The following is a 24,669-nucleotide window of genomic DNA, read 5'->3' on the forward strand; positions in this document are numbered from 1 at the left end:
AATGGCTGATGATACGAATTTACCTCCTGCAGTCGACACTGCGTCCGCTGAGGCGGCTTCGAAGGCAAAAGAAAAAAAGACGCGCGCACCGCGGAAGCCAAAAGCCGCTGCGGAAGCTGTGGCTGACACTTCGGTAAGCGCGCCGGTAAAGAAGACCCGCGGTCCCGCAAAGAAAGCAGTGGCTGTGAGCGCGTCTGTTGCAGCAGAGTCGGCCGCAAAGGCACCAGCTCCGGCAAAGAAGGCCAAAGCTGCGAAGGCACAGCCCGGCAAGCGCGCGCCGAAACCCGAGGCCGCGCCGGTTGATACGGACGGTTTTGCCGAGCTTCTCAAGCTCGAAGAAGAAAACCAGAAGCTTCGTAAAGAGCTTTCCGGCAAACTCCGCGCCGAAAACGCTGATCTCCGTAAAAAGCTCGGGATAGCTTGATCGTAGACGATCGCCAACAGCCGCCGATCTAAAGCCGCTTGGCGATTAAAAACCGGGCTTGCATTGCAAGCCCGGTTTCCCGCTCTGTACAATCGGCCAGGAAACGAGTCGGGAGACGACGATGAGATCACCCTGGCAACTATTCAAAGACTTTGCATCACGCCGCAAGTCAGATGTTACCGTTGCATCGGTCGATGAGGCCGCGCGTACATCTGACCCGCAAGTTGATTTGTTCGAGCAGCTCAATGCACGGCAAAGGGAATTGGAAGGGCGCCCTCAATCGATCGCTGACGGGAACAAAACAGACCGGCAGCCCGCTTCCGTCGGAGCAGACGCCCAGCAATCCTTACCTGCGGCGCAAACCGATCCCGTGCCTTCGCAGCCGGCAGCTAGCGTTGCACCGGAAGCACCTGACCAGCCCGCACCGGTAGCGACGGCCGTGACGACTATCGATGGGATCGGTGGGACAGAGACCGTTCCCAAAAAATCAAAAGGGCGACGGGCGAAAGCGGTTTCACCGCGAGAAAACCTAGGTAAGCGGGCGGTTTTCAAGACAGCGTTAGCCCAGCCTGTGGCGACGAAGAAAACGGCCACTGCCGAAGCCAGTGAGCTAGACCTTGAAATCAAAAGTCTTCGATTGACGCTGTCTGCGAAATTGCTTGAGCAGAACGCCCAGTTGCGTCGTATGATTGACCGCTACGGCGGCACGTAAGCTCGAATCCACCGATAATGATTTGACAAATCCTGTGCCAGTTAGCTTGAAATTTGCGTTGCCATCTTTTAGTGTTATTTATAGATTTACCCTTTATGCGTGTATCAGATAACGCGATTTATGGAACTGAGTGCCTTTAGGGGTGGAGTTTACCGGTTCACCGCAGACATACTGCCGCAATAGTGTCAATCGGCCCGCATGGGCCGTTCGGCTTGCCCGCCAACCGACGATACGGCGGGCGAAGGCATCATTTAGATGTTTTTAAGTATGCCGCAAGGCTGTTTTTGAAGCCCTTTCCAGGCACGCTAGACCACTGCTGAAGTGGAGAAACCGGCATGCTCGAGGCGTGGACTTTGACAACGGAGCCTTGGCGTGCTTTTCTGTCCCTGGTCCTAGGACAGAGGACATCAAAGCGGAACCCATATGAAAAGCCAGGACATCGTCATATTGCTCAAGCTCATTAGCCTCCAAGAGCAGGAACAAGACCAAGGGGGCAAGCACTTGCGCCTAGAGGCGCAGGGCGATGACCCATACTCCGTCCGGAATTTGGAGGCATCTCTCGGCATAAGCAAGACCGAGGTCAATGAGTCGATCAAGAGGAGCCTAGCGTCTGGTATTGCCAGCAAAGATCGCGAACTTGGCCGACCCAGGCCGAGCCGACGGAATCTGTTCAATTTCGTCGTCCACGGTTTGAAATTCACCTTTCCGGCAAAGCCTGGATCAATGCAACGGGGTATGCCTACCGCGTTCGCCGCTCCCATGCTTGAAGGTCTTCTGATGAGTGCCGGCAACTACAATTACGTGTGGCCGCATGCGAGCGGCCGTGAAATGGGCCAGTCAGTCGATCCATTGTTTAAAAGCGTGCCGGAAGCTGTCCAAAGAGACGACCGCCTCTACGAATATCTCGCACTCTGCGACGCAATCCGTCTCGGAAACCAGAGGGAAGTGGGTTTGGCAAGTGAGCGCCTCTCAACACGGATACTCGGCAAATGACAACTGTCCGCGGCCAACTGCTTGAAATGTTAAAAGTCGTCGCCACAGCGCTTGAACAAGATTTGCGCGATCGCCTTGTGTTCGTTGGGGGCTGCACAACGGCGCTTTTCATCACAGACCCCGTGACCCTCGAAGATGTCAGGGCTACCGACGATATTGACGTTATTGTCGATCTTGCGGGGCTTGCCGAATGGGGCCAGCTTTTGGAACAGCTGCGAGAAAGGGGGTTCAAAGAGTCCTCGGATGACGACGTCATTTGCCGAATGCGCCTCGGCCCGCTCAAAGTCGATTTCATGCCGGATGATGAAGCGATCCTTGGCTTTAGCAATCGCTGGTACGCAAAAGGTATCGAAACCGCTGAGGTTCACCAACTCACTGAAAGTCTCACCATCCGGCTCCTCACGCCGGCCCTCTTTATAGCGACGAAACTGGAAGCATTCGCCGGCAGGGGCGGTGATGACCTTTATTCTAGCAGAGATGCCGAAGACATACTTCTCGTCGTTGATGGGAGAGAGGAACTTGGTCAGGAGTTGGCGAATGCCGATCTCGACGTCAAGACATACATCGCTGAACAATTCCAGGCGCTACTCAAGCATCGCGACTTTGACGATTTCCTTGAGGGAAATTTGCGTGGGCAGCCCGGACGCACAGCTATCGTGCGCGAGCGCTATGCTGCAATAAACCACTGCGCAGACGGTGGCGCGGATGCGCATTGAAGCAAACTGGTATAGCCGGAAAGGCACAAAGACCGCTGACAATCGTGACCATGCAGGGCTTGGCGTCAGTACAAGCGGCGTTATGAGCATCGTCGTTGATGGCTCTACCGCAGGCGCCGACAATGGCGAATACGCGGGCGCGATCGTACGGGAAATGGTCGACTGGTTCATCGGCCTGAAGGAAGCGTTGTATCCCGACGCACTCATGAAACAGCTGCGCAGGATCCACGCGGATTTGCAGGCCCGTTTTCCTCGGGGTTCGGCCAGTTTTATTATCGTGCATATAGCAACTGAAGGACGCACGGCCGTTGTCCATGCTGGCGACTGTCTTCTGGGCGAGATCACCCAAGGCGACAGAATTCAGTGGCAAACTCACCCTCACACGCTCGCCAACGTTTTCACCGAAGTTGCACTTGATGAATTGTCAAAGATACCAGCTCGACATCGCCTCACCAAAAGCTTCCGGTCCCGCGAATATATAGCGCCTGAAATCATCGAAACGGATACTGTCCCTGGAGTCTATCTAATTTCCACGGACGGCTATTGGGCCGAGCTCTCAGCAGGTGACCAACTTGCTGTGATCGACGGCCGCGAAGTAACACTAGATGGAGAGCACGACGACTGGAGCCTGCTAAAGCTCGCCGTTACAGATACCGCCGACCAGCAATTTATCGTCGATGTTGGCGGCGTCTCCCCGAATTTTTACTCGGTCCAAGCATTACGCCTTTGAGCCGCTTAACTTCCCGACGTCCATTGGCCGGACGATGCGCACTCTGCAAGCTTCTGATAAAAAACCAAACACCGGCGCACCCCCTCCATTCATACACGCAGCGCATCGATGACGGCGCGCAGGCCGGCCGACAGGTATTTCCGCGTCGGGTAGTAGAGATAAAGCCAGTCCTCGGGCGCACTCCAGGGTGCCAGGCATTCTACCAGGCTGCCATTCTGGATATAGGCGCGCGCCCGCTCCTCCCAGACATAAGCCAGCCCCACGCCCGCAAGCGCTGCCTCAACCATCAGTTCATGGTCATCGAGCGACAGAGACCCGGTCGGCTCGAATTCTATGATCTTGCCTGCGCGGCTGAACTCCCAGGCATACGGCTTGCCGCTTGGATAGATATTGCGGATACAGACATGGTGACGCAGCTCATCCGGGGTTTTGGGGAGCAGATTGAGCTCGAAGTAGCTTGTTGAGCCCACGACGGCAAACCGCAGTCGCGGCTTGATCTTCACAGCCGTCATGCCATCGCGCAGGCTTTCGCCGAGACGGATGCCAGCATCGAACCCCTCCTCCACAATATCGACGAGGCGGTCAGTGGCGACGATTTCCAGCTGGAGACCAGGATTTTTTGAGATCAGAGGGCCGATGACCGAGCGGAACACGAAAGGCGCGACCGAATTCGGCGCATTGATGCGCACCTTGCCAAACGGCGTGTCGCGAAACTGGTTGAGGGCATCGAGCGCCGACCCGATTTCCCCGAAGGCGGGCGACAGTTGCGCAAGCAACATCGCGCCGGCATCGGTCAGCGACACGCTGCGGGTCGTACGGTTGAGCAGGCGAATGCCGACGCGCGCCTCGAGATTGCCCACCGCATGGCTGATCGCCGAGGCCGTCACCCCACGCTCTTCGCCGGCGCGGCGAAAGTTGCGGTGACGGGCGACGGCATCGAATGCGGCCAGTTCCGAGAGATCCGTGCTGCGCATTGTCAAATCTCACTCATCATTGAGAGGAAGATTATCTCTCTAATTCTTATCGTCGAAAAGGTCCAGATTTCTCCTTGCAAACCGGCGCTGGTGCCGGACCACACAGGAGACAAGACAATGGCCGACTTCATTCCTCCCGCCCACAACACGGCATCGCCCTTCGCTGACATGCGCGGTCATCACGTCGCCGTCCGCACGCCGGACCTCGAAACCGCCAAGCGCTGGTATGTGGAAAAGCTCGACTTTCGTGTCGTTGCCGAATGGGACTATGCCGACGAGCAACTCGCCTATCTCGCACCTGCCACCGACGACCATTTCTATGTGGAAATCCTTGGTGGTGGCGATCCGTCGCCGGCAGACGTCCGCCCCTACACCGATCTTGGCGACAGTCTCAAATATGCGGGCTACCACCATTTCTGCCTGAATGTCGCAAGCGTTGACGCCACCGTCGAGGAACTGCGGGCACGTGGCGTCACCATCGTCACCGAGCCGTTCGAACTGCTGGCGATCAGCCGTCGCCTCGCCTTCTTCTGCGATCCCTTCGGCAATCTGATCGAGCTGGCAGAAATCCTGCCGTGACCCTTTCCAACCCGGCTGGCCATCCCGACATCGCGGTGGCCAGACAACCTCTCCCTATCAAATCGAACATCAAGGAACATCTCCATGAAAATCTGGTTCATCACCGGCGCCTCGCGCGGCTTTGGCGCCCTCATCACTACGCGCGCTCTTGCACAGGGCGACGCCGTCGTCGCCACCGCTCGTAATCCAAAGGCGATTACCGAGCGGTTCGGCAAACATCCCAACCTGCTTCCGGTCGCCCTCGATGTGACCGACGAAAGCCAGGCGACCGCAGCAGTGAAAGTCGCGATCGAGCGCTTCGGCCGCATCGATATCCTGCTCAACAATGCTGGGTTCGGATTGATGGGTGCCGTCGAAGAAGCAACCGTGGCTGAGATCGAGGCCGTCTATCGCACCAATGTCTTTGGCCTCCTCAACGTGACCCGCGCCGTCCTGCCCTCAATGCGTCAGGCGCGTTCCGGCCGCATCCTGAATATCTCATCGATCGGCGGCTATCGCGGCGCCGCTGGCTTCGGTGTCTACTCCTCGACGAAATTCGCGGTCGAAGGGCTGAGCGAAGCCCTGCATGACGAACTGGCGCCGCTTGGCGTCCACGTCACCGTGGTAGAGCCGGGCTATTTCCGCACCGACTTCCTCGACAGCTCGTCCTTGTCGGTCAGCGGCAACATCATCGGCGATTATGCAGAAACCGTCGGCAAGGTGCGCACGATAGCAGCCGGTCTCAGCCATAACCAACCCGGCGACCCTCAAAAGCTGGCAGATGCGCTCATCGCCTTTACTGATGCCCCCAATCCGCCGGTCCGCCTGCCGCTGGGAAGCGACACGGTTGCCGCGATTGAGAAAAAGCATGCGCAGGATGCTGCTATTCTCTCCGAATGGCGCGCCGTCTCGGTCTCGACCGACTTCGCCGATGCCTAATCGGCGGTGCTCTCTGGTTAAACTTCGTCCGACGGGAGGCCGCTTTCGGGGCCTCCCGTTGGCTTAAACGGATAAAAACCATCGCACCCGTTTACTGACCGTATCATATCCCAGCGCCGAACGCTCTTGACGACATGGTATTCCATGATCGTCCAGTTCGGAAACACAGCGCCATGCGGAACAAAGCGCTAAGTCCCAACTGTCAGGATCAGACAAACGGAACGACGAGTTCGCGCTGAGCGCTTAGTCCATGTGAATTTCCGATCAGATCGGCCGCCCGCTCACCGATGACAACACAGGGCGCCATCGTGTTGCCGGTAGTGATCCGGGGCATAACCGAGGCGTCCGCAATGCGAAGACCCTCGATGCCATAGACTTTGAGCTCATTGTCGACGACCGACATGTTGTCGCGTCCCATCTTGGCGGTGGAGGTTTGATGCCAGTAGGTGACGGCCGAGCGTCGGATGAAATCGATCATTCCTGCTTTGTCGCGTGTACCTGGAGCTGTTTCGCCTGTCACCAACGGGGAAAAGCCCTCGCTGTTGCCGAGTTCGCGACACAATTCGACCGCGGCCAATGCGGCAGCCATGTCTTCCGGCACGCTGAGTGAGTTTGGGTCGATCAAAACGGGATCGCCTGCATTAGGACCGGAAAGCCGCAAGCGGCCACGGCTTTTTGGCTGGGCGAGGCCGTTGAACATCGTCCAGCCATGCTCCGGCGTCTCAAGACCCGTTTCGGCCGGCGAAGGCACCGCGAACTCCAATTGGCACTGAAGGATGTCCGGCTGGGACAGGCGCGCATCACTCTTCCAGTAGATGTTGGCCTCACAGCCGCTACCGCCGATGGCTTCTGGCTTTCGGTAGGCCCACGTGCAACCGAACGCGATATGATCCTGATGATTGCGACCGACGCCTGGCAGGTGTTGCACCACCGGAATGCCATGCGAGTGCACCTCGTTTTCCGGGCCGATACCGGACTGCATCAGGACCTTTGGTGTGTTGATAGCCCCCAGTGACAGCACCGTTTCGCAATACGCCATGAACCGGCGCGGTTGACCGTCAATCACAGCTTCCACGCCTCTCACCCGCGTGCCATCGAGAATGAGACGCGTGACCAGCGCATCGGTGATTACGGTCAGGTTCGAGCGTGATAGCAGCGGACGGACATAGGAATCGAATACCGATTCCCGCTTGCCATCCCGGATGCGCAATTCAGCAATCGATGCGCCGCCGGGGGCCTCCATCATCTCGCCGTTGGTTGAATCGAAGATCGGAACGCCCATAGCTGACGCAGCGCTCAACAAGGCTTGCGCTATCGGCTGGGGAGACGATGGCTGCGCTACATGGACGGGCCCGCGCGTTCCGCGACGAACCGGGTCTGCAGCGCCCTGCCAATCCTCGATCCGGCGATAATAGTGGAGGATCGATTCATATCCCCAGGCATCATCGCCTGCCTCGGCTGCAAAATGATTCCAGTCTTCCTTATGTCCTCTCGCCCAGACCATGACGTTGATGCTTGAACCGCCGCCAAGCCCCTTTCCCATGCTGAGCGGGAGCCGCCGGCCATCCAGTCCAGGTGCCGGTTGTCCGACAAAGCCCCAGTCGCGTTGCGATCCAAGATTGAGTGGCCACTGCGCAGGGTTCGATACAGTCTCGGACTGATCATCGCCACCTGCCTCAAGCAGCAGTACGCTCGCGTTGCCATCCTCTGCAAGTCGTGCTGCGACAACCGATCCGCTGGATCCGGCGCCGCAGACGATGAAGTCAAAGACATCGCCGACGGTATTATGAGAAAAGGTCGAGTTCGCGGGTGCATTCTTTTCATGGGTAGACAGTTTCACGTGAGTTCCTCCGTGAATTGATTCAGATAGATTTTGGAAGTCTGGGTTTCGGCAGGCGATGGAACGCCATTGGATTCCGGTCAAGAATCCGTCCTCTCGCGACAAGTCGCTTTGGCCCGTGCCGAGCCATTTAAAGTTTTGGTTCAAGCGCTATCGGGAAAGGTCTGACCGTCCCGATAGCGCGAAGTCTTTCACTGCTTCGACGATGTGGCCTTGGCTGCGTGATCAATGGTGTCGGCAATGACCGCCGGCTGCGTCATGAACAGGGCGTGGCTTGCCGATACTTTGGTGATCTTGGCCTTGATGCGCTCAGCCATGTGGATCAGCATTGCCTGATCGAACGCCTTGTCTTCGGTGGCGATGACGGCCCAGCTTGGCTTAGTCTTCCAGGCCGCATGTTCGAGCTTAGTGCCGAACGCCGACATGTTGATCGGCACCTGCGAAGCGCTCATGAACGCAGCTTCGGCATCGCTGACGTCATGCGCAAAACCGGCCTTGAACTTTGCCGGGCTGACATAGCCAAAACCGTCTTTCGTAGTCTCGATGACAAATTCCGAAGAGGGCGCAAATCCCTCGTATTGCTGAGCCGTGGTTTCGCCTGCGTCAGGTGAGAGAGCCGAGACGTAGACTAGGCCAGCAACCTTGGCATCGGTGCCCGCTTCCGTGATGACCGTGCCGCCCCAGGAATGACCGACCAGAATGACCGGGCCATCCTGCCGTTCCAGCGCACGCTCGGTGGCGGCGACATCGTCTGCAAGCGACGTCAGCGGGTTCTGCACGATGGTGACGCGATATCCGCGCTTCGTCAGATTGTCGTAAACACCCTTCCAGCCGGATCCGTCCGCAAAGGCGCCGTGAACCAGAACGACGTTTCTTACGGATTGATCTTTAGGATTGATGTCGGCGGCATTCGCTGCCGGTAGTGCAACCGACAATGCGGCTGCAGCTGCGATTGCCGAGATGGTGGTGATGGACTTGCGTGTCATAGCTCTCTCTTTTGTTTAAGTGCGATAACTGTTATCGCGATATCTGTAAGTTTTCATATCTTGATCTGCACGTCAACATGATTCTTATCGCGATATTTGTTTTCGTGATAATTTCGATTATATAAATGAGGACAGGAGTTCAAAATGACCAAACGCCACAAAGATCCCCCGCCCCTGCGCGACCAGCTGTGCTATGCGATTTACACCGCCGGCATCGCGATACAGCGGGCATACAAGCCCCTGCTTGACGAGCTGGGGCTGACCTATCCGCAATATCTCGTCCTCAACGTTCTCTGGGCGCAGGACGAGCAGACCGTGGTATCCATCGCAGATCAGCTTGCTCTGGAATCGAGCACACTCACCCCGCTTTTAAAGCGGCTTGAAGCAGCAGGACTCTTAAGTCGGACGCGCAACGCAAACAACGAACGACAGGTTCTGGTGGCGCTGACAGACCAGGGTCGTGCCCTGCAACACAGGGCAGGCTGCCTCAGCGATACCTTGCTTGCGGCCTCGACCCAGACACCACCGGAACTCGCTGCCTTGAACCGCGACGTGCGGCATCTTCGTGACGCAATTTACTCCCAGATCGGCGGGTGGGATGTACCCGCCTGACCTGCAATGGCGTCAGATAGCCTAAGCGCTTAGGCGGTCGGAACAGTCCCGCCGTCGATGACATGCTCCGTGCCGGTGATAGAAGATGCTCGATCCGAGGCAAGGAACGCGATCAGATCGGCGACCTCTTCTGGTGCGGCCGGTCGTCCGAGCGGTATGCCGCCGAGCGAGTTCATGATGACCTGGATCGCGTCATCGTAGCTGATGCCGGCTTGCTCGGCTATGCGCAGTGCAAGACCATTGGACCCAGGGCTCGCGATCCAGCCAGGAGAAACTCGCACCACCCGCACACCCTTCGGAGATACCTCTTTGGAGATGCTCTTGCTGTAGGTGTTAAGGGCTCCTTTGGCTGAAGCGTAGCCGGTCGTAGCCTCCGGTAGCGGAAGATTTCTCTGGATCGAGGTGACGTGGATGACGACACCACTTCCCTGAGCGACCATGCCAGGGATCAAAGCGCGATCCAGTCTGACCGCTGGAAAGAAGTTGAGGTTGAACTCTTTTTCCCATTCATCGTCGGTGAGCGCTGCAAAGCCGCCTGAAGGGGCCGAAGAGCCGCCCAGCACATTTACGAGGATGTCGAGCCCGCCGAGCTCCCGATGCACCGCATCAACGACGGTCTGAACCCCATCACCAGTGGTCATGTCGGCTTCAACGAATGCCGCGCCGGAGAAATCCGTCGGCTTCTTGCGGGCGGTCGTCAGGACACGGGCGCCAAGCTCCTTGAACAGCGCCACGGTTGCCGCGCCGGCACCCGAAGTGCCACCAGTGATGAGGGCGCGACGGCCCTGCAAGGTGAGGAACTGTGTCATACGGTAATCTCCAGTTCAGCGACCTTGTCGTTCGCGAGGACAAAATAGAAGCGCAGATCAATCGGACTGCCCGGGAAGTCACCGACGGCATGGGCCGTTACCTGGGTTTTCCCGTTTTCGGTGGCAAACAAGAAGGGTTCTACCGTGTAGCTGTACTGCTGAGCTTCATCAGCCATCCACGCGCGGATGGCACCACGGCCCCGATGGGTCTTGCCCTTATCCTTGACGATGCCGTTTTCGGTAAAAGTGGCCGCAATCGCGTCGGGACTGCCGTCTCGGTCGGCAACGAAATAGGCTTCGATGCCCTTCGGCAGTTAGATTGTCATTATAGTCCTCCATCAATTTCTAGCGTTACCCGCTGGGGGCATCGTCCCCCGTTGAGTTCGATAAGGACAATCTAAGGCAAGACGGTTGACACGATAACTGGGATAAAGAAGGATGAGGCATTACGAAAAAAGGGATAATGACACGCTCTGTTCTAGTTGATCTGGACGCCGTTCTCAGCATCGCGCGCCTGGGCTCGTTCCGGGCTGCCGCGCTTGAGCTTGGCATGTCCACGACAGCACTCAGCAATGCCATCGCAAAGCTTGAGCAGCGCTTGGGTGTTCGCCTGTTTAACCGCACGACACGAAGCGTTTCGCTCACCGACGCTGGAACAACGTTTGTCGAGCGGGTTGGACCGGCGATGACGGACATCCACGATGCCATGCTCACGGTCCAGTCTCTTCAGGAAATTCCGACGGGCACATTGCGCATCAACGCCTTCGCGACGGCAGCCCGTGAGGTGATGGAACCGCTGATACTCTCATTCATGCGGCGCTATCCGCAGGTGCATATCGATCTGGTCACAGAGGGGAGGATCGTCGATATCGTCGCGGCGGGCTTCGACCTGGGCTTGAGGCCGGCCGATCTGGTGCCTACGGACATGATCGCCGTGCCACTCGGTTTGAACCGCAGCAATGCCGTGGTCGCATCACCAGACTTCCTGCGCACTCACGGCAGGCCTACCGTACCAGCTGACCTATACCGGTTTCGCTGCATCCGCGCCCGTCTGCCCAACAACGCCTTGTTTCGGTGGAAATTCGAAAAGGACGGGATCGCTCTCCAGATTGACGTGCAAGGCTCGATAACTCTCGACGAGTCAAGTTTGGTCAGGATAGCAGCTCAAAATGGCGTTGGGCTGGGGTACGTGATGGAGGCAGACGTGCGCGATGACATTGCGGCCGGTCGGTTGGTACGCGTTCTCGAGGACTGGACCCCCTCCTTAGCACCTCTCGCGCTGTATTACCCCGGCAGAAAAAACCCACCGGCCGCCTTTAGTGCGTTCATTCAGGCTGCCCGGGACTTTGCAAATGACCAATCAGCCCAGTATGTAGATTAAGATTTTCGGACCGGTCTTACCGGCTTTCCAAAAGCAGCTGAGATGATCGGCCTGTGCGGAAATCAAATGCTCGGAAATCGGCAGGATTTTGCGGCGGCTCTCACGCCTTGAACCGATACGAACCGTCGACCCCGTCGTAAGAGTAGAGCTAACGCCCGGAAATTGCTCAACGGCACAAGTCGGCGCATCTTCCGTGGAGCGACCGATATGGGGCCGTGTGGATTGGTGAAGCCGGATGCACCCGCAAACTCCCCATCATACGCAGACGCGAGAAGCTAGACCTCGAATAAACAGGAACCAAGGTTCCCAAACCGGTCGTTGGAAGAATGGAAAATGGAATGAAAGGTACTGGCTGATCATCGGGACCGAGATCACCGATCAAGAGGCCCAAGCGGAATATGGCCGCTTGTGGAAACCAATTGCCGAAAAATACCAAGCGAGAATGGCGACGCCGAAGACCGAGCCAGTCCTGAAAGAAGTACGCGACGCTCCCCGCCTGATCATCGTGGAATTTCCCAGCCATCAGCTCGCCAAGGCTTGCTACGAAGACTTGGAATACGCGGATGCCTTGAAGTTTGCACTCCGCGCGTCGCGTCGCGAACTGGTCCTGTTCGAAGGTGATCTCTGAGCGCGGGTAACTGAGCTCGTTTGCGGCCCCGCATAATTGGTTACACAGCAAGAAGGCCCGTCAATTGGCGGGCCTTCTATCATTTCCGACAGGTCTCGTGATGTTCACTTGGACGCGTATTCAGCCTCATTAGCCTTGGTAACAAGCTCGAACGGGACCCAGTAAACGGGCTCGACAGGCTCGCCCTTGACCATCTTCGTGACCGCTTCCACGGCCTTTTCGCCCTGGCCTTTGGCATTGTGGAACACCGTGATATCCAGATTGCCTTCCGACATCTGGTGGAGCGCCTCGCCAGTCCCGTCGATACCAGCGAACACGACGGGCTTCGGGTCGGCCCCTGCGGCGATCATCGCGAGGATTGCACCGATTGCCATCTCGTCATTGTTGGCGATTACGCCATCGACGTGTTCACCCGATGAGAGAATGTTGGTCATGATGTCGCTTGCCTGCTGGCGCTGATAGTTGGCGGCAGGCTTTTGGATGACTTTGATGTCGGGGAATTTCGCCAGAACCTGATCGATGCCACCGGTTCGGACGGTCGTGGTGTTCACCGCGAGTTCACCCTGGAAAATCACTACCTGACCCTTGCCGTTCAGCTGTTTTGCGAACTCCTCAGCCTGCATCACGCCAGATGTCCGCTCATCGGAGCCGACATAAATGACATTCTTCGGCAGTTCCTGATCAGGTTTGCGCGCGACGTAGATGAGCGGAATACCGGCCGCCTGTGCGGCGGCCGTCATCGGCTGGGTTGCCGACGTGTCGACGGGTGAGATAATGAGGGCTTTGACGCCCGACGCGATGAGGTTGTTGACTTGGTCCGCCTGCTTGCTGACGTCGCCCTGGGCGTCTTCGGCCTGAACGCCAAGGCCGGCACCCTCCGCATTCGTTGTGATGCTGTTACGAAGGTTCGTCAGCCAGACATCGTCGAAGTACGGCATCGAAACGCCGATATCGTCGGCGCGCGCCGAAAGAGTGGAACAGAACAAAGTGGTGGCGGCCGCCGCAGCGAATGCGACGTTGCGAAGATTAAGCATTTCTCCTCCTTCGGCAGACCTCCTCGTCTGCCAATTGTCAAAAACAGGGTCAGCTAAAGCGCGAACGGCGATAAAAGCAATTGGCGTGACCTGTTTCGTCTCATGTCATCTCGTGTCGTGCGGAGGCCTTGTTTCAACTTGTCTCAGAAGATGCTTTCTGCGGTCGATGTCGTGAACGGAAGAATGATTTCGGCTCTGAAGCGAACTGCGCGGTCGGCGTCAATCTCCTCGATCATGGTCGTAACGAGCTTTTCGGCGAGGTCTGCCAAGGGATGGCTCAGCGCGACGGCCAGGTCTCCGTCCAGCAGGGCATGGCGTGTTTCATCATTCAATTCGCAGCTGATCAGATGCGGAGGCTTCCCATCGGCTTCTCGTATTGCACGGATTGCGCCTCTGATGCCGCCTCCGGTCACGTAAATCGCGGTGAGATTGGGATGTCTGCGAAGGAGGTCTGAGGTTGCGTCATAGGCTCCCAGGTCCGTCTCATGGGTGGTGACGGCTTCGAGAACTTTAAGCGCCCGCGCGTGTTCGCGGAGATAGGACCGAAACCCCATTTCGCGTTGCTCCTGGCAGACATGTCGGTGCGTCCCCATCAAAATGGCGACTTCAGTGCCCCTGCGCTGGAGGTTATCGGCAAACCAACCAGCAGCCCGACCGAACTTTCTGTTGTCCAAACCGACATAGCCGGCGCGTCCGGTAGAACTCAAATCCGACACGGCGGTGAATACCAAGACCCCACGATCCGCTAGCTCATCGACGGCTCGGTTCACGATTGGATGGTCAGCGGAGGTTATTGCGATGGCACTGAATGTTTCTGCCATCCTCCGCAGCGTATTGGCGACGACGAGGGGTTCGAGGTCTTCAATATGCTCGACGCTGGCAATCACGCGGTTATCTTCGCGGGCCTCACATGCTTGCTTGAAGCGTATGCCAAGCTCTTTGTGGAAAGGCATGCTCTCCTGCTGCACGATAATACCGAGCCGCTTCACGGGGAGATCGCCTTTCAGGTGGCTTCGGATTGTCGCTATCCCGTAGAATCCGACATTTTGCGCAATGGACAGCACATGTTGGACCATGTCGTCGCGAACCTGTTTCCCGGAGAGAACCCTGTTGACGGTGGAGACGCTGACGCCCGCTTCTTTCGCCAGCTCGGCGATTGTGACACGCTTCATGATTGACACTTTCTGAAACATTGCTCTGAGCAGCATGGCATGTGATGAGCCGAAAAGTATCACCCGTGTTGCCGACTTGGCAATGCACTGCAATGATCCGGCCTGCTCAATTGGAGGAGTAAAAGATCATGCTGTTCAAGACACGGCCTGAGAAGTATGAGCTGTCAAAAGCTTTCGACGCCGACTCGGACCTCGAAATCGCCGATCCCTCTCAGGGAGAGTGGTGGACATTCGACATCAAGCGGAAGGAACTGAAGCTTCTGATGAAGCGTGAGGATCGGCGGCCTCTGATCAACTATCTGACGTGGCTGGCCCTGCTGATCGCCTCGGGTGTCCTGGCTTACCAGACGATCGGGACATGGTGGGCGATCGCCGCATTCCTGCTCTACGGCACGATCTACAGCTCGTGCGATCCCCGTTCTCATGACCTCGGGCATGGAGCGACGTTCAAATCGCGCTGGCTGAACTCGATTTTCTGCAATCTCTGCCTGTTCATGACGATGAAGGAGCCGATCGACTGGCGCTGGCGGCATACGCGCCATCACACGGATACGATCCATGTGGGCCTCGATCCCGAAATCCTCGTCACACGACCGGCCGACCTGTTGAAAGTGGGAGCCGACTTCTTCTTCCTCATGCAGGCAAAGGGTGAATTGAAAGGCATCTTTCTTCACGCCCTCGGCATCGTCAGCAGCGACGCAAAGTTCTACGTGCCCCGCAGTGAATGGCGCAAGATGTTCTGGTCGAGCCGCTTCTATCTCGCCTGCATGCTGGCCGTCGTCGGTTACTGCATCGTCGCACAGACGATCATCCCGCTGCTGTTCATCTGGGGTCCCCGGTTCTACGCCAATGGCTTCTATTTCTTCGGGTTCCTGACACAGCATGCGGGTCTCGCCGAAGATTCCCACGACCATCGCCAGAACACTCGCACTTTCCGCATGAACCCCTTTGCCGAATTCCTTTACGCGAACCTCAACTTCCATATCGAGCATCACGTCTATCCGTCGATCCCGTACTACAATCTTCCCGTCTTGCACCGCCTGGTGAAGGAGCAGTTGCCCCATACCTATCGCAGTCTCTTCGAGGTGATGCGCGAGGTTCTGCCGGCCCTGTGGCGGCAAGCGCATGACCCTGGCTACTTCGTTACCCGTACGCTGCCGAAGCCTCGAAGCCAGGCTGCAGGGTCGTATCCAGCCAATGCAATACCAGCCGAATGATGGGGGACAAGATGGGAGAGAACTGGATCAAAGCCTGCGAAATCGATGACGTGGACGAAGAGGACGTCATCAGGTTCGATTTCTCCGGCCGCACCTTCGCCATATACCGCAGTCCCGACGACGAGTTCTTCGCGACGGACGGCCTCTGCACGCATGAAAAGGTACATCTAGCCGATGGTCTCGTGATGAAGAACATCATCGAATGTCCGAAGCACAACGGTCGCTTCGATTACAGAACGGGAGAGGCGAAGGGCGCACCCATTTACGTGAACCTGCGGACCTATCCGACCCGGGTGCAGGATGGCGAAGTCTTCATTCAGGTGGAGGGTGCGCCATGATCTTCGACGAGGGTGTGCGCTGGGAGATGCTGAAGCCTGCCGAGTTTCTTTCCCGGCAGGCGGAAAAGCCGGTCGTGTATTTGCCGATGGGGCTCTGTGAACCGCATGGCCATATCGCGCCGTTCGGCCTCGACACGATCAAAGCCGATTGGCTCTGCGATCAGGCAGCGCGCCGTTTTGGCGGTATCGTAGCGCCGACCATGGCTTATCACACGCACGAGACAGGTTATCATAAACCCTGGTTGAGGGAGGTCATGGGTGGCGTCAATCCCCGCCTCGCCGCCCTGCCGCCGCACCTGGTGCTCGAGACGCTGCTCTACCAATTCAGGGCGTTCTACAATGCCGGGTTTCAGGCCGCCGTTGTCATCAGCGGCCACCATGGTAGCCAAGAGGACCTTCGCCGGGTTTCGTCGGCATTCGAAGCCGCATACGACTTTTCGACATTCGTTCGTACTGACCCCGAGTTGGTCTCGGGAAAATTCGACGGCGATCACGCGGGCCGCTACGAACTGTCTCAGTTGCTGGCGATCCGGCCCGATCTGGTCGAAATGAGTAGGGCCGACCGTGTCGATCATGACCCCTTGGGCCGTTTTGCGCAAAATCCGGATGTCGAGAAAGCGTCAGTCAGCTACGGGACGGAGATATTGGAAGCGCAACTCACTGAAATCGGTCTTTTCGTGGAGAAACAGCACTTTTGCACCGACCGCGAAATTCCAATGGGCGATGTCGCCACGATCTGGGAGGGGATCGACGCGCAGAAGCGTGATTGGAGGACGTTAAATCAAGAGTGACTCTGCCGCCTCCAATGAAGCTGTGCGCTGGGAAGTATTCCGGGGCGATTTCGGCGTAGTCCCCGGAGACTCGGGACCGCCTCGCCAAAAGAGCAGAGTTGCCGTATGAGCCCGTGTGGGGTTTTTCTTGTTCGCAAAAGCGGCGCAGCGCTCCGGATACAGGAATGAACCACGCTGACCGCTCTTGAACGGATGCGAACGTGCACTCATTTATGCGATATGGCGAGCCCGGTCCTTGCGCGTCAGTATTCTACCCCTTCTCCACTCCCAGCACGTTGTTCACTCGTTTCTGTGCCGACTCTAGGGCATGCGCGATTGAAGTACGTCCCAGGAGCATCTCATGTAGCTCGTTGCCAAGCGCTTTAAGCAAGACAGAGTAGTGCGGAATGGGAGGGTTCGACCACCGCTGGATCAAATCGCTTCGCGCCAACCGATCTATCACTGGAATGACGAGATTCGATTCCGCCACGTCCGTATCCCGACTAACCGTAATGCGGGGACTGGATGAGCCTCCATTTAACGCGGCGAGTTTAGTCACGGTCGGAGAAGTAAGCCATCGCAGCATGCGAACGGCACCATCGATCCGATCCGGCGCAAGGTTTGCCGGTATGGCGAGCCCAAACCCGCCAAGAGGGGCGGTGCCCGGTCTGGGGAACGCGCTCGGGTGGGCAAGGAAGCCTGTATCGGCCAGAGGCGAGCCGGGGCTGCTTTGTAGCTCCCCTATCCTGACCGACCAATTATAGGCGAGCGCCACCCGGCCGGTGGCATACGCGTACAGCCGCTCGTCCCACCCGGTCTCAAGAACCTCGGGGGGAGAAAACGGCAACAGCGCTTTCAGATGCTCGGCCGCGGCGAAAGCCGCCTCGGTTTCAAGACACGCCGACAAGGAGGCATCTTCAGCCGCACTCAGATCGACATGGCCGAGATGCCGCGGGAACGTGAGAGGCGGCTGATCGAAATCGGCAAGAAGCTGGAGAAATGTCTGCGCAAGAGGCGTGCCTCGTTTCCCGCACCAGGCGATGCCGTAAAAGTCGCGGCTTCTGTCCGTGAGTCGGCGTGCCGCATGCAGCACGCCGTCAAGCGTCTTGGGAGGATCGATCTCGGCTTTGGCAAGGATGCTCTTGCGATAGCAGAGCAGTTCCGCCGCGACTTCGTATGAGCAGGGTATAAAGTTCATCTCGGAACTGTCCCGCCTCCCATGCGACGGGATAGAAGTCGAGATGGTCGGCGACGCCGGCATCCTTCATGAGATCGCCGAGCGGCAGCATCGCCCAAGGGGGTGACGAACAACGCGCGATGGCCGACCAAATGCGACTGATTTATTGACGCCGGTTTCGGGCCCTTGCGTCTCGAATGGGAGGCAGGCTCTTTTGCAAATCGACGACCAACTCAGTGGATGACGATGACATGATGGGTTTCCCGCGCGCCTAGGTTCCGAAAAGACGGCGATCCCAGTATACCGGCTGATGCAGACTGGCGCGGATCATTGCGAACTCCGGATGGGCCGGATTGATCAGTATGTTGTGATCGAGTCTGGCCACGACGCTCGGTACCAAGAGGACGGCGCTGCGCCGTCGCGAACACCACCGCTCACCAAATTCCTTGCTGACCGTCGCCGGCATGCTGTCCCATCCCGGTAGCGCTGGCGGAGAAAAAACCTCGTACGACAAGCCGAGGGGAAGCGTTATCTCAACGTAGTGCTGGTTCGGTGGCAGACGGCCACTACCTTGCACCAGTTTCTCGAGCAACGCCGTGGAATAGTGATCACTGGTATAGATTAAAGGACTGCCGGGCGTGTTCCACCGGCCTGGCGCGATCGTCGAGCCGGTTGCGTCATAAATAGGATAGGCGCCACTGGGATCGCCAATCTTGAAGCTGGTTAATGTTCGGTCGAGAACCTGCGCTGTCACGTCACGCAGCACTGCCATATTTCAGACTTCCAAGAACGTCGAGAACAAGCTCCGCGCCGATCTCACTCTGAATAACGACGTCGATAGGGCGCCTGTCCTCCAGCATAGGGTGGGAGCGAAACAGGAAATCCCGAGCCTCCCCTTCCGTTTGCCAGACATCCAGCGCCAGGCTCCAGACGCGAGCCACCCGCGCAAGACGCGTGCCCTCGTCCGAAGACAGTCGGAGCGCGGTCTTGCGTCTCTCATATGTCGCCTTAGCAATTAATCGATATTTGAACTGCGCATCGCTCGGTGCGAGAAGGTGAGCAACACGCTCAAGGGCTCCAATTGGCAATCCGTCCTCGATCCGGGAAATCAATCCAAACGGAGAACGCGCAGCGATCTCCTTTGCCGGAAGACCAAGCACATCGGCCACACCTGAGAATGCGAGCATCGTCTCTTCCTCTTTCAGTTGAGGCGGAATGTAGCCTCACATGAGGAAGATAGCAATCGGAAATGGGGCACCTCGGAAGACGTCGTGTTCGCAGGATACCCGCTTCGAATTCGATTATATGGCGTCACGCAGAATATCTGTTTCAAGGAAACCGTCGCCGAAGGCAAAAAAACCGATGCCCGTGTATTGCTCTGCCATTGAGTCGCTTTGCGTCCAAGGGCCAGTCATCATCGCCGGTAAGTCGATGGGTAGCCGCGTGGCCAGCATGATCTCCGACGAGTTCCATGCCTCACACAAAATCGTCGGCTTGCTTTGCCTCGGCTATCCATCCCATCCTCCCGGCAAGCTTTTGAGCCTTAGTTTAGAACACAACATCTCGGAACGATTCAGACACCCACGCTGATCTGCCAGGCGCGAGGGACGAATTCAGAAATGGTACCGATGTTTCAAACGACGCCCTATCCGATCGAATCGCCATCATCTGGCTAGAAGATGAGGACCACAACCTCAAGCCGCCTAAAACTGTTTTCGGGGTTCACGGTATCAGATCATCTGGGCTCGATGGCAACGGCAGTAACGCGATGGACCATGGCTGGCTTGACCGAAGATCTCAGATACCCGCACGCTGCGGACTTGCCCTGCATCGTAGGCCATGATCTTCCCTAACCCGTCTGCCGTTCAGCACTGCCATTGGCTCGCACCAGCGCCATCAGCATCGGACCGAGCGAGAACTCACCCTTCTCGGCTCGCCGTGTCAGATCCCGCAAATATCCATCCGCCGAGTTGATGTGGCCTCCCCGTTCGAGAATGCAGGCGATCGCCGCGGCCGCCATTTCAGGACCCATGGTGTCGCAGGCATCCTGATACGCCGACGGGCTCACCCCCAGCATCGACCGAACCGTAATCGCGGCCCACATCAGTTCACGCCAACTGCTGATCGACCCGTTCGGGCCATACATAGCCACCTCCGGGCAGGCCCTGAGCACCAGTCCGAGTGGAAAGGCCTTGATTGGCTCGTTCAACGGCCGGATGGCCTGACTCGATTTCGCGCCCTGCTCTTTTTCTGAGCGAGGTTCAGATTCATTGATGGATTCGGTATTTGAATTCTGTATGTGCTGACGGCCTACGTCACCATTGGTGTCGGATTTTTCTGAATTTAACTGATTTTCCAGCGCGTTGAGCGTCTCTCCGAGCGACATCGCTAGTTCATCGAGAATGCTGCTCAGGGCATCAGCTGTTCGCGCTTTGGGTATTTGAGCCACCACTCCAACATAATGGGCTTCAATCTTCCCAGTCGCCTGATGCGCCCTCTTCCACTGCAACTGTGAGTATCTTGCGAATGTCCCGCCGGCAAAGCGAGATTTTCTCCTAGATGACTTTTAACTGTTGCCGTTCGGCAGCGGCCTGCTGAGCCAAACGAGCCAGTTCCTCTGATCGGGCCAGAAGCGGCGCCAGACTGAACCCGAAGGCATCCTCAAGGTCCCCTGCGCGATCTTTGCGGGCATATCGCTTGCCATTAGGGCTGTCCTTGCGATGGATCATGCCTGCATTCACGAGGATTGCCAAGTTTTCGCGAAGCGTCGTTCCGGCGATTCCATTGGCTCGCGTGGAGAGCTGCGCATTCGATGGAAAGACAACAAGCTTCTTTCCATCGAAAAGGTATGTCTCCGGATAAAAGGACAGAAGCGCATTAAGGACCGACAAGGCACGGTCCCTCACACCAGGAACGCGCGCGCGTCGCAGACGTCCCGATAGATCTTCCACTTATCAACTGATTTGCCTGCTCTGATCATGCTGAGCCTAAGTCAGAATTGGCTGTGAAATGTAAGTCTATTCGGCAACTGGCTTTACTCGCTTGATCAAAGCATTGTATCCGGAGACCATGATTATGATCCGACCTTCCCGCCCCCACGAGGGCACCCGTATCATTGAAGTTTGGCGGGGCGCAGTTGACGCTACTCACGATTTTCTAACGCCTGACGATCGTCTCGCCATTGACGAAATGGTGTGCGAGTTCCTTCCGCACGCTCCACTCTGGCTAGCGGTTGATGAAATTGACTATCCGCTGGCCTTCATGCTGATCGACGAAGGACACATGGAAGCGCTATTCGTTGATCCCGCCCTGCGTGGAAACGGTATTGGTGCTGCCCTTGTGAAGCACGGCCTCGTGCTTCATCCAAAAATGACAACCGATGTCAACGAGCAGAATGATCAAGCTGTCCGCTTCTATGAACGAATGGGATTCAAACAGACAGGTCGCTCGCCAATCGACGGCCAGGGCAGGCCATATCCACTCATCCACCTAGAACATGTGAACTGATTGGCGCCCCCGCATCAAACTCGGCAGCTTCATTGCGCTGAAATTAATGGGTTCACGGCCTAGCAAGCCAGGGAGAGAAAACTTGCAATCAAAGCCGGCCGCTACAACTCCTTGACACCCATTTGACGCTTGGCACGGCGTTCGCAGCAACTATATTGTGTGTGCCGATGCGGCAGATGCTGGGTGATAAATGGACGACAAACTACAGGGGCGTGGCGCCCACAGCGCGGTAATCCGAGAACGTGCGGAAGCCGAGATGAAATCGCTCGGCATCGATGAGTTCTTAATTGGCGTGTTGGTGGAGGCGTTTTATGCTCGCGTGCTTTCACATCCGCAGCTCGGACCAGTATTTGATGCGAAGCTGGCGGGGCGGTGGCCGGAGCACATGGAGAAAATGAAGAGCTTCTGGTCCGCCGTTGCATTCCGCAGTGGCGCCTATTGCGGAAAGCCGGTTCAGGCTCACCTTGGCGTTGCAAACATGACGCCAGAGCTTTTTCCGCAATGGCTGGAGCTGTTTGCTGCAACGCTTGACGAAGTCGTTCCTAATCCGGAAGCCAGAGCCTGGTTTACTGAAACTGCGGATCGCATAGCACGAAGCCTGACGCTTTCGCTTTTCTACAATCCGGCACTCGACGACCCGGCACTAACCCGAATCTAGCGATCTTTTAAAGGTCTGCGCGAATGGAGAAGCCCTCCTGCCCAACAGTCGCCAGTTCTTTGATCAGTTGGCAATGACGTCGACGATCCTGCCGCTCAGCCATGTCGAATTGATCCCCCGCTTGCGTAGCTCCATGCCGGGGGTGCGCCCGGCGCACTCACGCGGTGAAACGTGTGAGACGCTCCATTTCTCCATAAAAAGGCAATATGATCCTCGATCGTTTCGCGAATAAGGGCAGAGATGTCCGCCTCCAGTGCAAGATCGCCGGTTGTTGCAACTGTATTGTCAGCAATCAGTACCCTGATTCTTTTCACATCAAATATCTCCTCGGGCCGCCCATTGAAGTGAAGATACAGTGTTCGGTGCACCGCTGCGCTGACGGTATCACGGTCGCGAACACCCAATATGGTCACCTCCAATAACGTTTAAGATGCAACCCAGACCAGTGTTGTAGATGCTTTCTGAAATTGACGACCGATACGAATGAAATGAAACTCCCATGATCATTAGGATACATTGTCCAAGCATCTGCCTCAAGCCGAATGCCTGTGCTGCCATCACCACGTGAATGGTGGGCCAGTCTACACAAGCATTCGCCGTTGCTTCAAATTCATATCTGCTCTTTGTCCACGCCCTTGCGCGATCCGAAATAGGGGCGCCGTTCTGTCTCGCTTGCTCTAAGAGTATGGCGAAGCTGGAGCAGGTCTTTGCGCGCGATGAGACCCTTAAGCCGACCACTTTGTGGATCTACGATCGGAATGCGACCAGCGTCCGTGATGAGCATGAGGTCGGCGACATAACCAACCGTGTCGTCGGGATGGGCAACTGGCAGCGAGGCGTCCGAGACGAGATCTCCAAGGAGTTGGCCGGAAAACTCTTTCTCTTGCTGCCACCGCAAGGCATCCGCGCGCGAGACCAATCCTTTAAGAACGCCGTTGCTGTCCACGACGGGATAGATACGGTGGGCGTTTGCCGTCGCTACAAAAAAGCTGGTGGCTGTATCAACGGTCATATCGGTTGGAAGCGTGTCGACCTCCTTGATCATGATGTCACGAGCACGCGCAAATTCGAACGGATCGATGCCGTATTCGCGGGTGATGTGCTGGCCGCGGCGGGCGATTTTCTCGGTCAGGATCGATCGGCGGAGCAGAAGCACAGTCACGGCATAGGCGGCAACTGTCGCGGCCAGAAGCGGCAGCAGGGCCGACACATCGCCGGTCAACTCGACGGCAAAGAAGGTTCCCGTCAGTGGCGCTCGCATGGTGCCACCCATCATTGCCGCCATACCAAGCAGCGCCCAGAAACCGGGATCTCCGGGAAGGACAAGACCGACGAGCCAACCAAGCGCGCCTCCGAAAATCAGGAGCGGCGCAAGGACGCCGCCCGAAGTTCCCGACGAGAGTGCGACCAGCCAGATTGCCGCCTTTACGAGCAAAATCGTCAAAACCGACGCGGGCAAGATGCTGCTGTTCAGCAGACCGTCGATAATATCGTAACCGACGCCAAGCGCCCTTGGCTCGATCAGACCGCCGAGGCCAATGACAAGCCCGCCGAGCGCAGGGCACCACATCCAATGGATTGGCAGCGCTTCGAAAAGGTCTTCAACCTTATAGAGCAGCGTTGTCAGGATGCCAGATTGGATGCCCGCGATGATACCCATCGCCGCACAAAGCAAGATGCCCCACCATGGCAGGTCCATATGAAACTGCTTGGGAAAGAGTGGACCCGTCTGAAACAGGAATGGCCGCCAGCAAACGGAGACACAGGCGGCAACCGCGACAGGGATGAAACTACGCGGTTTCCACTCGAAGAGCAGCAGTTCAACGGCCAGCATGATCGCCGCGATCGGTGAGCCGAAGATCGCAGTCATACCAGCGGCAGCACCAGCGACCAGCAGCGTCTTGCGCTCGGCCGAGCTTAGATTGAAGCACTGCGCAAACAATGAGCCGATCGCACCGCCCGTCATGATGATCGGCCCTTCCGCACCAAACGGCCCCCCGGTTCCGATCGAGACCGCCGATGAGAGCGGTTTCAGGATAGCGACCTTAAGCGACATGCGGCTGCCGCCGATCAGGATCGCCTCGATCGCCTCCGGTATGCCGTGACCGCGGATATTTTCGGATCCAAAGCGGGCCATCAGCCCGATCACGAGGCCTCCGATGACGGGGATGAGAACCATCCAGACCGAGCGATGCGCTTCGGCCAAGGACGCTGGCGCAACGCTGAGGCGGCCAAACCAGGTAAGGTTTGTCACCAGCGAGATGAGACTGACCAGAACCCAGGCAGCAAAGGCGCCGCCGGTGCCAACAACCAGAGCCATTCCGGTTAACGCGAGAACGCGCTTGTCGGTGGTAAAATCCCCGGCCTCGCGCCGGGAGAGGCCGCCCATGAAATCATGGGTACGGTGCGGATTTTCTTGTGATGACATTGTAGGTCCTGCTGCCAATATTGGTTGGCGCGCATATATATCGTATTACGACATATATCAACTGGC

The 24,669-nt window shown here is 57.3% G+C and carries 28 protein-coding genes and 1 pseudogene; 16 read left to right on the forward strand and 13 right to left on the reverse strand.

Annotated elements, in window-relative coordinates:
* The first annotated feature begins 1 nt into the window (after position 1).
* From ACSQ3J_RS21840 to ACSQ3J_RS21860, 5 genes are all read left to right on the forward strand, one after another.
* Positions 2–424: a hypothetical protein gene (locus ACSQ3J_RS21840; RefSeq protein WP_436040192.1), complete on the forward strand. Its 423-nt coding sequence runs from the start codon at positions 2–4 to the stop codon at positions 422–424.
* Between the two features lie 121 nt (positions 425–545).
* Positions 546–1,136: a hypothetical protein gene (locus ACSQ3J_RS21845; RefSeq protein ID WP_436040194.1), complete on the forward strand. Its 591-nt coding sequence runs from the start codon at positions 546–548 to the stop codon at positions 1,134–1,136.
* Positions 1,137–1,559: 423 nt separating this feature from the next.
* Entirely contained in the window at positions 1,560–2,129 is a 570-nt protein-coding gene (locus ACSQ3J_RS21850; RefSeq protein WP_436040196.1) for a hypothetical protein, read from the forward strand.
* Positions 2,126–2,845: a hypothetical protein gene (locus tag ACSQ3J_RS21855; RefSeq protein ID WP_436040198.1), complete on the forward strand. Its 720-nt coding sequence runs from the start codon at positions 2,126–2,128 to the stop codon at positions 2,843–2,845. Before ACSQ3J_RS21850 ends, ACSQ3J_RS21855 begins: the two co-directional genes overlap by 4 nt.
* Positions 2,835–3,575 carry a hypothetical protein gene (locus ACSQ3J_RS21860; protein ID WP_436040200.1) on the forward strand — a complete coding sequence of 247 codons (741 nt, stop codon included), beginning with the start codon at positions 2,835–2,837 and terminating at the stop codon, positions 3,573–3,575. Before ACSQ3J_RS21855 ends, ACSQ3J_RS21860 begins: the two co-directional genes overlap by 11 nt.
* Before the next feature lie 89 nt (positions 3,576–3,664).
* Here ACSQ3J_RS21860 and ACSQ3J_RS21865 read toward each other — a convergent pair whose 3' ends face one another.
* Positions 3,665–4,549 carry a LysR family transcriptional regulator gene (locus tag ACSQ3J_RS21865; protein WP_436040202.1) on the reverse strand — a complete coding sequence of 295 codons (885 nt, stop codon included), beginning with the start codon at positions 4,547–4,549 and terminating at the stop codon, positions 3,665–3,667.
* Between the two features lie 117 nt (positions 4,550–4,666).
* On the opposite strand from ACSQ3J_RS21865, the gene ACSQ3J_RS21870 reads away from it, so the two are divergent.
* Both ACSQ3J_RS21870 and ACSQ3J_RS21875 read left to right on the forward strand, forming a co-directional pair.
* Positions 4,667–5,128, forward strand: a complete 462-nt coding sequence (locus tag ACSQ3J_RS21870; RefSeq protein ID WP_436040204.1) for a VOC family protein — start codon at positions 4,667–4,669, stop codon at positions 5,126–5,128.
* A gap of 84 nt (positions 5,129–5,212) precedes the next feature.
* Positions 5,213–6,046 (forward strand): oxidoreductase, encoded by an 834-nt coding sequence (locus ACSQ3J_RS21875; RefSeq protein ID WP_436040206.1) that lies wholly within the window; start codon positions 5,213–5,215, stop codon positions 6,044–6,046.
* 208 nt (positions 6,047–6,254) lie between these two features.
* On the opposite strand, the gene ACSQ3J_RS21880 is transcribed toward ACSQ3J_RS21875, so the two are convergent.
* Together ACSQ3J_RS21880 and ACSQ3J_RS21885 are read right to left on the reverse strand one after the other, a co-directional pair.
* Positions 6,255–7,886, reverse strand: coding sequence for a GMC family oxidoreductase (locus ACSQ3J_RS21880; RefSeq protein WP_436040208.1), 1,632 nt, complete (start codon positions 7,884–7,886; stop codon positions 6,255–6,257).
* Positions 7,887–8,077: 191 nt separating this feature from the next.
* Positions 8,078–8,872 (reverse strand): alpha/beta fold hydrolase, encoded by a 795-nt coding sequence (locus tag ACSQ3J_RS21885; RefSeq protein ID WP_436040210.1) that lies wholly within the window; start codon positions 8,870–8,872, stop codon positions 8,078–8,080.
* 144 nt (positions 8,873–9,016) lie between these two features.
* Here ACSQ3J_RS21885 and ACSQ3J_RS21890 point away from each other — a divergent pair, with 144 nt between their 5' ends.
* Positions 9,017–9,484, forward strand: coding sequence for a MarR family winged helix-turn-helix transcriptional regulator (locus ACSQ3J_RS21890; protein WP_436040212.1), 468 nt, complete (start codon positions 9,017–9,019; stop codon positions 9,482–9,484).
* A gap of 29 nt (positions 9,485–9,513) precedes the next feature.
* Here ACSQ3J_RS21890 and ACSQ3J_RS21895 read toward each other — a convergent pair whose 3' ends face one another.
* On the reverse strand, positions 9,514–10,293 hold the full coding sequence (locus ACSQ3J_RS21895) for an SDR family oxidoreductase (RefSeq protein WP_436040214.1): 780 nt from the start codon (positions 10,291–10,293) through the stop codon (positions 9,514–9,516).
* Positions 10,290–10,607 (reverse strand): nuclear transport factor 2 family protein, encoded by a 318-nt coding sequence (locus ACSQ3J_RS21900; RefSeq protein WP_436040290.1) that lies wholly within the window; start codon positions 10,605–10,607, stop codon positions 10,290–10,292. The genes ACSQ3J_RS21895 and ACSQ3J_RS21900 overlap by 4 nt, the downstream gene beginning before the upstream one ends.
* A 149-nt stretch (positions 10,608–10,756) precedes the next feature.
* On the opposite strand from ACSQ3J_RS21900, the gene ACSQ3J_RS21905 reads away from it, so the two are divergent.
* Positions 10,757–11,674: a LysR family transcriptional regulator gene (locus ACSQ3J_RS21905; protein ID WP_436040216.1), complete on the forward strand. Its 918-nt coding sequence runs from the start codon at positions 10,757–10,759 to the stop codon at positions 11,672–11,674.
* Between the two features lie 235 nt (positions 11,675–11,909).
* Positions 11,910–12,302: a DUF1330 domain-containing protein gene (locus tag ACSQ3J_RS21910; RefSeq protein ID WP_436040218.1), complete on the forward strand. Its 393-nt coding sequence runs from the start codon at positions 11,910–11,912 to the stop codon at positions 12,300–12,302.
* Positions 12,303–12,406: 104 nt separating this feature from the next.
* On the opposite strand, the gene ACSQ3J_RS21915 is transcribed toward ACSQ3J_RS21910, so the two are convergent.
* Together ACSQ3J_RS21915 and ACSQ3J_RS21920 are read right to left on the reverse strand one after the other, a co-directional pair.
* Positions 12,407–13,336, reverse strand: a complete 930-nt coding sequence (locus ACSQ3J_RS21915) for a substrate-binding domain-containing protein (protein ID WP_436040220.1) — start codon at positions 13,334–13,336, stop codon at positions 12,407–12,409.
* Between the two features lie 143 nt (positions 13,337–13,479).
* Positions 13,480–14,508 carry a LacI family DNA-binding transcriptional regulator gene (locus ACSQ3J_RS21920; RefSeq protein WP_436040222.1) on the reverse strand — a complete coding sequence of 343 codons (1,029 nt, stop codon included), beginning with the start codon at positions 14,506–14,508 and terminating at the stop codon, positions 13,480–13,482.
* 128 nt (positions 14,509–14,636) lie between these two features.
* Here ACSQ3J_RS21920 and ACSQ3J_RS21925 point away from each other — a divergent pair, with 128 nt between their 5' ends.
* Genes ACSQ3J_RS21925 through ACSQ3J_RS21935 form a run of 3 tightly spaced genes read left to right on the forward strand, consistent with a single transcriptional unit; the run spans position 14,637 to position 16,854 of the window.
* Positions 14,637–15,725, forward strand: a complete 1,089-nt coding sequence (locus ACSQ3J_RS21925) for a fatty acid desaturase (protein WP_436040224.1) — start codon at positions 14,637–14,639, stop codon at positions 15,723–15,725.
* 11 nt (positions 15,726–15,736) lie between these two features.
* Positions 15,737–16,063 (forward strand): MocE family 2Fe-2S type ferredoxin, encoded by a 327-nt coding sequence (locus ACSQ3J_RS21930; protein ID WP_436040226.1) that lies wholly within the window; start codon positions 15,737–15,739, stop codon positions 16,061–16,063.
* Positions 16,060–16,854 carry a creatininase family protein gene (locus ACSQ3J_RS21935; RefSeq protein ID WP_436040228.1) on the forward strand — a complete coding sequence of 265 codons (795 nt, stop codon included), beginning with the start codon at positions 16,060–16,062 and terminating at the stop codon, positions 16,852–16,854. Before ACSQ3J_RS21930 ends, ACSQ3J_RS21935 begins: the two co-directional genes overlap by 4 nt.
* A gap of 250 nt (positions 16,855–17,104) precedes the next feature.
* On the opposite strand, the gene ACSQ3J_RS21940 is transcribed toward ACSQ3J_RS21935, so the two are convergent.
* The 3 genes from ACSQ3J_RS21940 to ACSQ3J_RS21950 all read right to left on the reverse strand — a co-directional run bounded on the left by ACSQ3J_RS21940 (position 17,105) and on the right by ACSQ3J_RS21950 (position 19,197).
* A complete protein-coding gene (locus ACSQ3J_RS21940) occupies positions 17,105–18,031 on the reverse strand; it encodes an extracellular solute-binding protein (RefSeq protein ID WP_436040230.1) in 927 nt (308 codons plus the stop codon).
* Positions 18,032–18,281: 250 nt separating this feature from the next.
* The gene (locus ACSQ3J_RS21945; protein ID WP_436040292.1) at positions 18,282–18,764 is read right to left on the reverse strand and encodes an RES family NAD+ phosphorylase; all 483 of its coding nucleotides are present in this window, start codon (positions 18,762–18,764) and stop codon (positions 18,282–18,284) included.
* Between the two features lies 1 nt (position 18,765).
* Positions 18,766–19,197 (reverse strand): antitoxin Xre-like helix-turn-helix domain-containing protein, encoded by a 432-nt coding sequence (locus ACSQ3J_RS21950; RefSeq protein WP_436040232.1) that lies wholly within the window; start codon positions 19,195–19,197, stop codon positions 18,766–18,768.
* 118 nt (positions 19,198–19,315) lie between these two features.
* On the opposite strand from ACSQ3J_RS21950, the gene ACSQ3J_RS21955 reads away from it, so the two are divergent.
* Positions 19,316–19,600 carry an alpha/beta family hydrolase gene (locus ACSQ3J_RS21955; protein ID WP_436040233.1) on the forward strand — a complete coding sequence of 95 codons (285 nt, stop codon included), beginning with the start codon at positions 19,316–19,318 and terminating at the stop codon, positions 19,598–19,600.
* Positions 19,601–19,859: 259 nt separating this feature from the next.
* On the opposite strand, the pseudogene repC reads toward ACSQ3J_RS21955, so the two are convergent.
* Positions 19,860–20,987: pseudogene (gene repC, locus ACSQ3J_RS21960) on the reverse strand (plasmid replication protein RepC); the annotation flags it as partial.
* Between the two features lie 92 nt (positions 20,988–21,079).
* Here repC and ACSQ3J_RS21965 point away from each other — a divergent pair.
* The gene (locus tag ACSQ3J_RS21965) at positions 21,080–21,517 is read left to right on the forward strand and encodes an acetyltransferase (protein ID WP_436040294.1); all 438 of its coding nucleotides are present in this window, start codon (positions 21,080–21,082) and stop codon (positions 21,515–21,517) included.
* Positions 21,518–21,707: 190 nt separating this feature from the next.
* Positions 21,708–22,175, forward strand: coding sequence for a group III truncated hemoglobin (locus ACSQ3J_RS21970; protein ID WP_436040235.1), 468 nt, complete (start codon positions 21,708–21,710; stop codon positions 22,173–22,175).
* A 95-nt stretch (positions 22,176–22,270) separates the two neighbouring features.
* Here ACSQ3J_RS21970 and ACSQ3J_RS21975 read toward each other — a convergent pair whose 3' ends face one another.
* On the reverse strand, positions 22,271–22,579 hold the full coding sequence (locus tag ACSQ3J_RS21975) for a hypothetical protein (RefSeq protein ID WP_436040237.1): 309 nt from the start codon (positions 22,577–22,579) through the stop codon (positions 22,271–22,273).
* Between the two features lie 206 nt (positions 22,580–22,785).
* Complete coding sequence (locus ACSQ3J_RS21980; protein ID WP_436040239.1) at positions 22,786–24,603, reverse strand: chloride channel protein; 1,818 nt, start codon at positions 24,601–24,603, stop codon at positions 22,786–22,788.
* Positions 24,604–24,669: the final 66 nt, after the last annotated feature.

Origin of the sequence: Rhizobium sp. LjRoot98 (assembly GCF_964252935.1) — a bacterium.
Taxonomy (GTDB): domain Bacteria; phylum Pseudomonadota; class Alphaproteobacteria; order Rhizobiales; family Rhizobiaceae; genus Pararhizobium.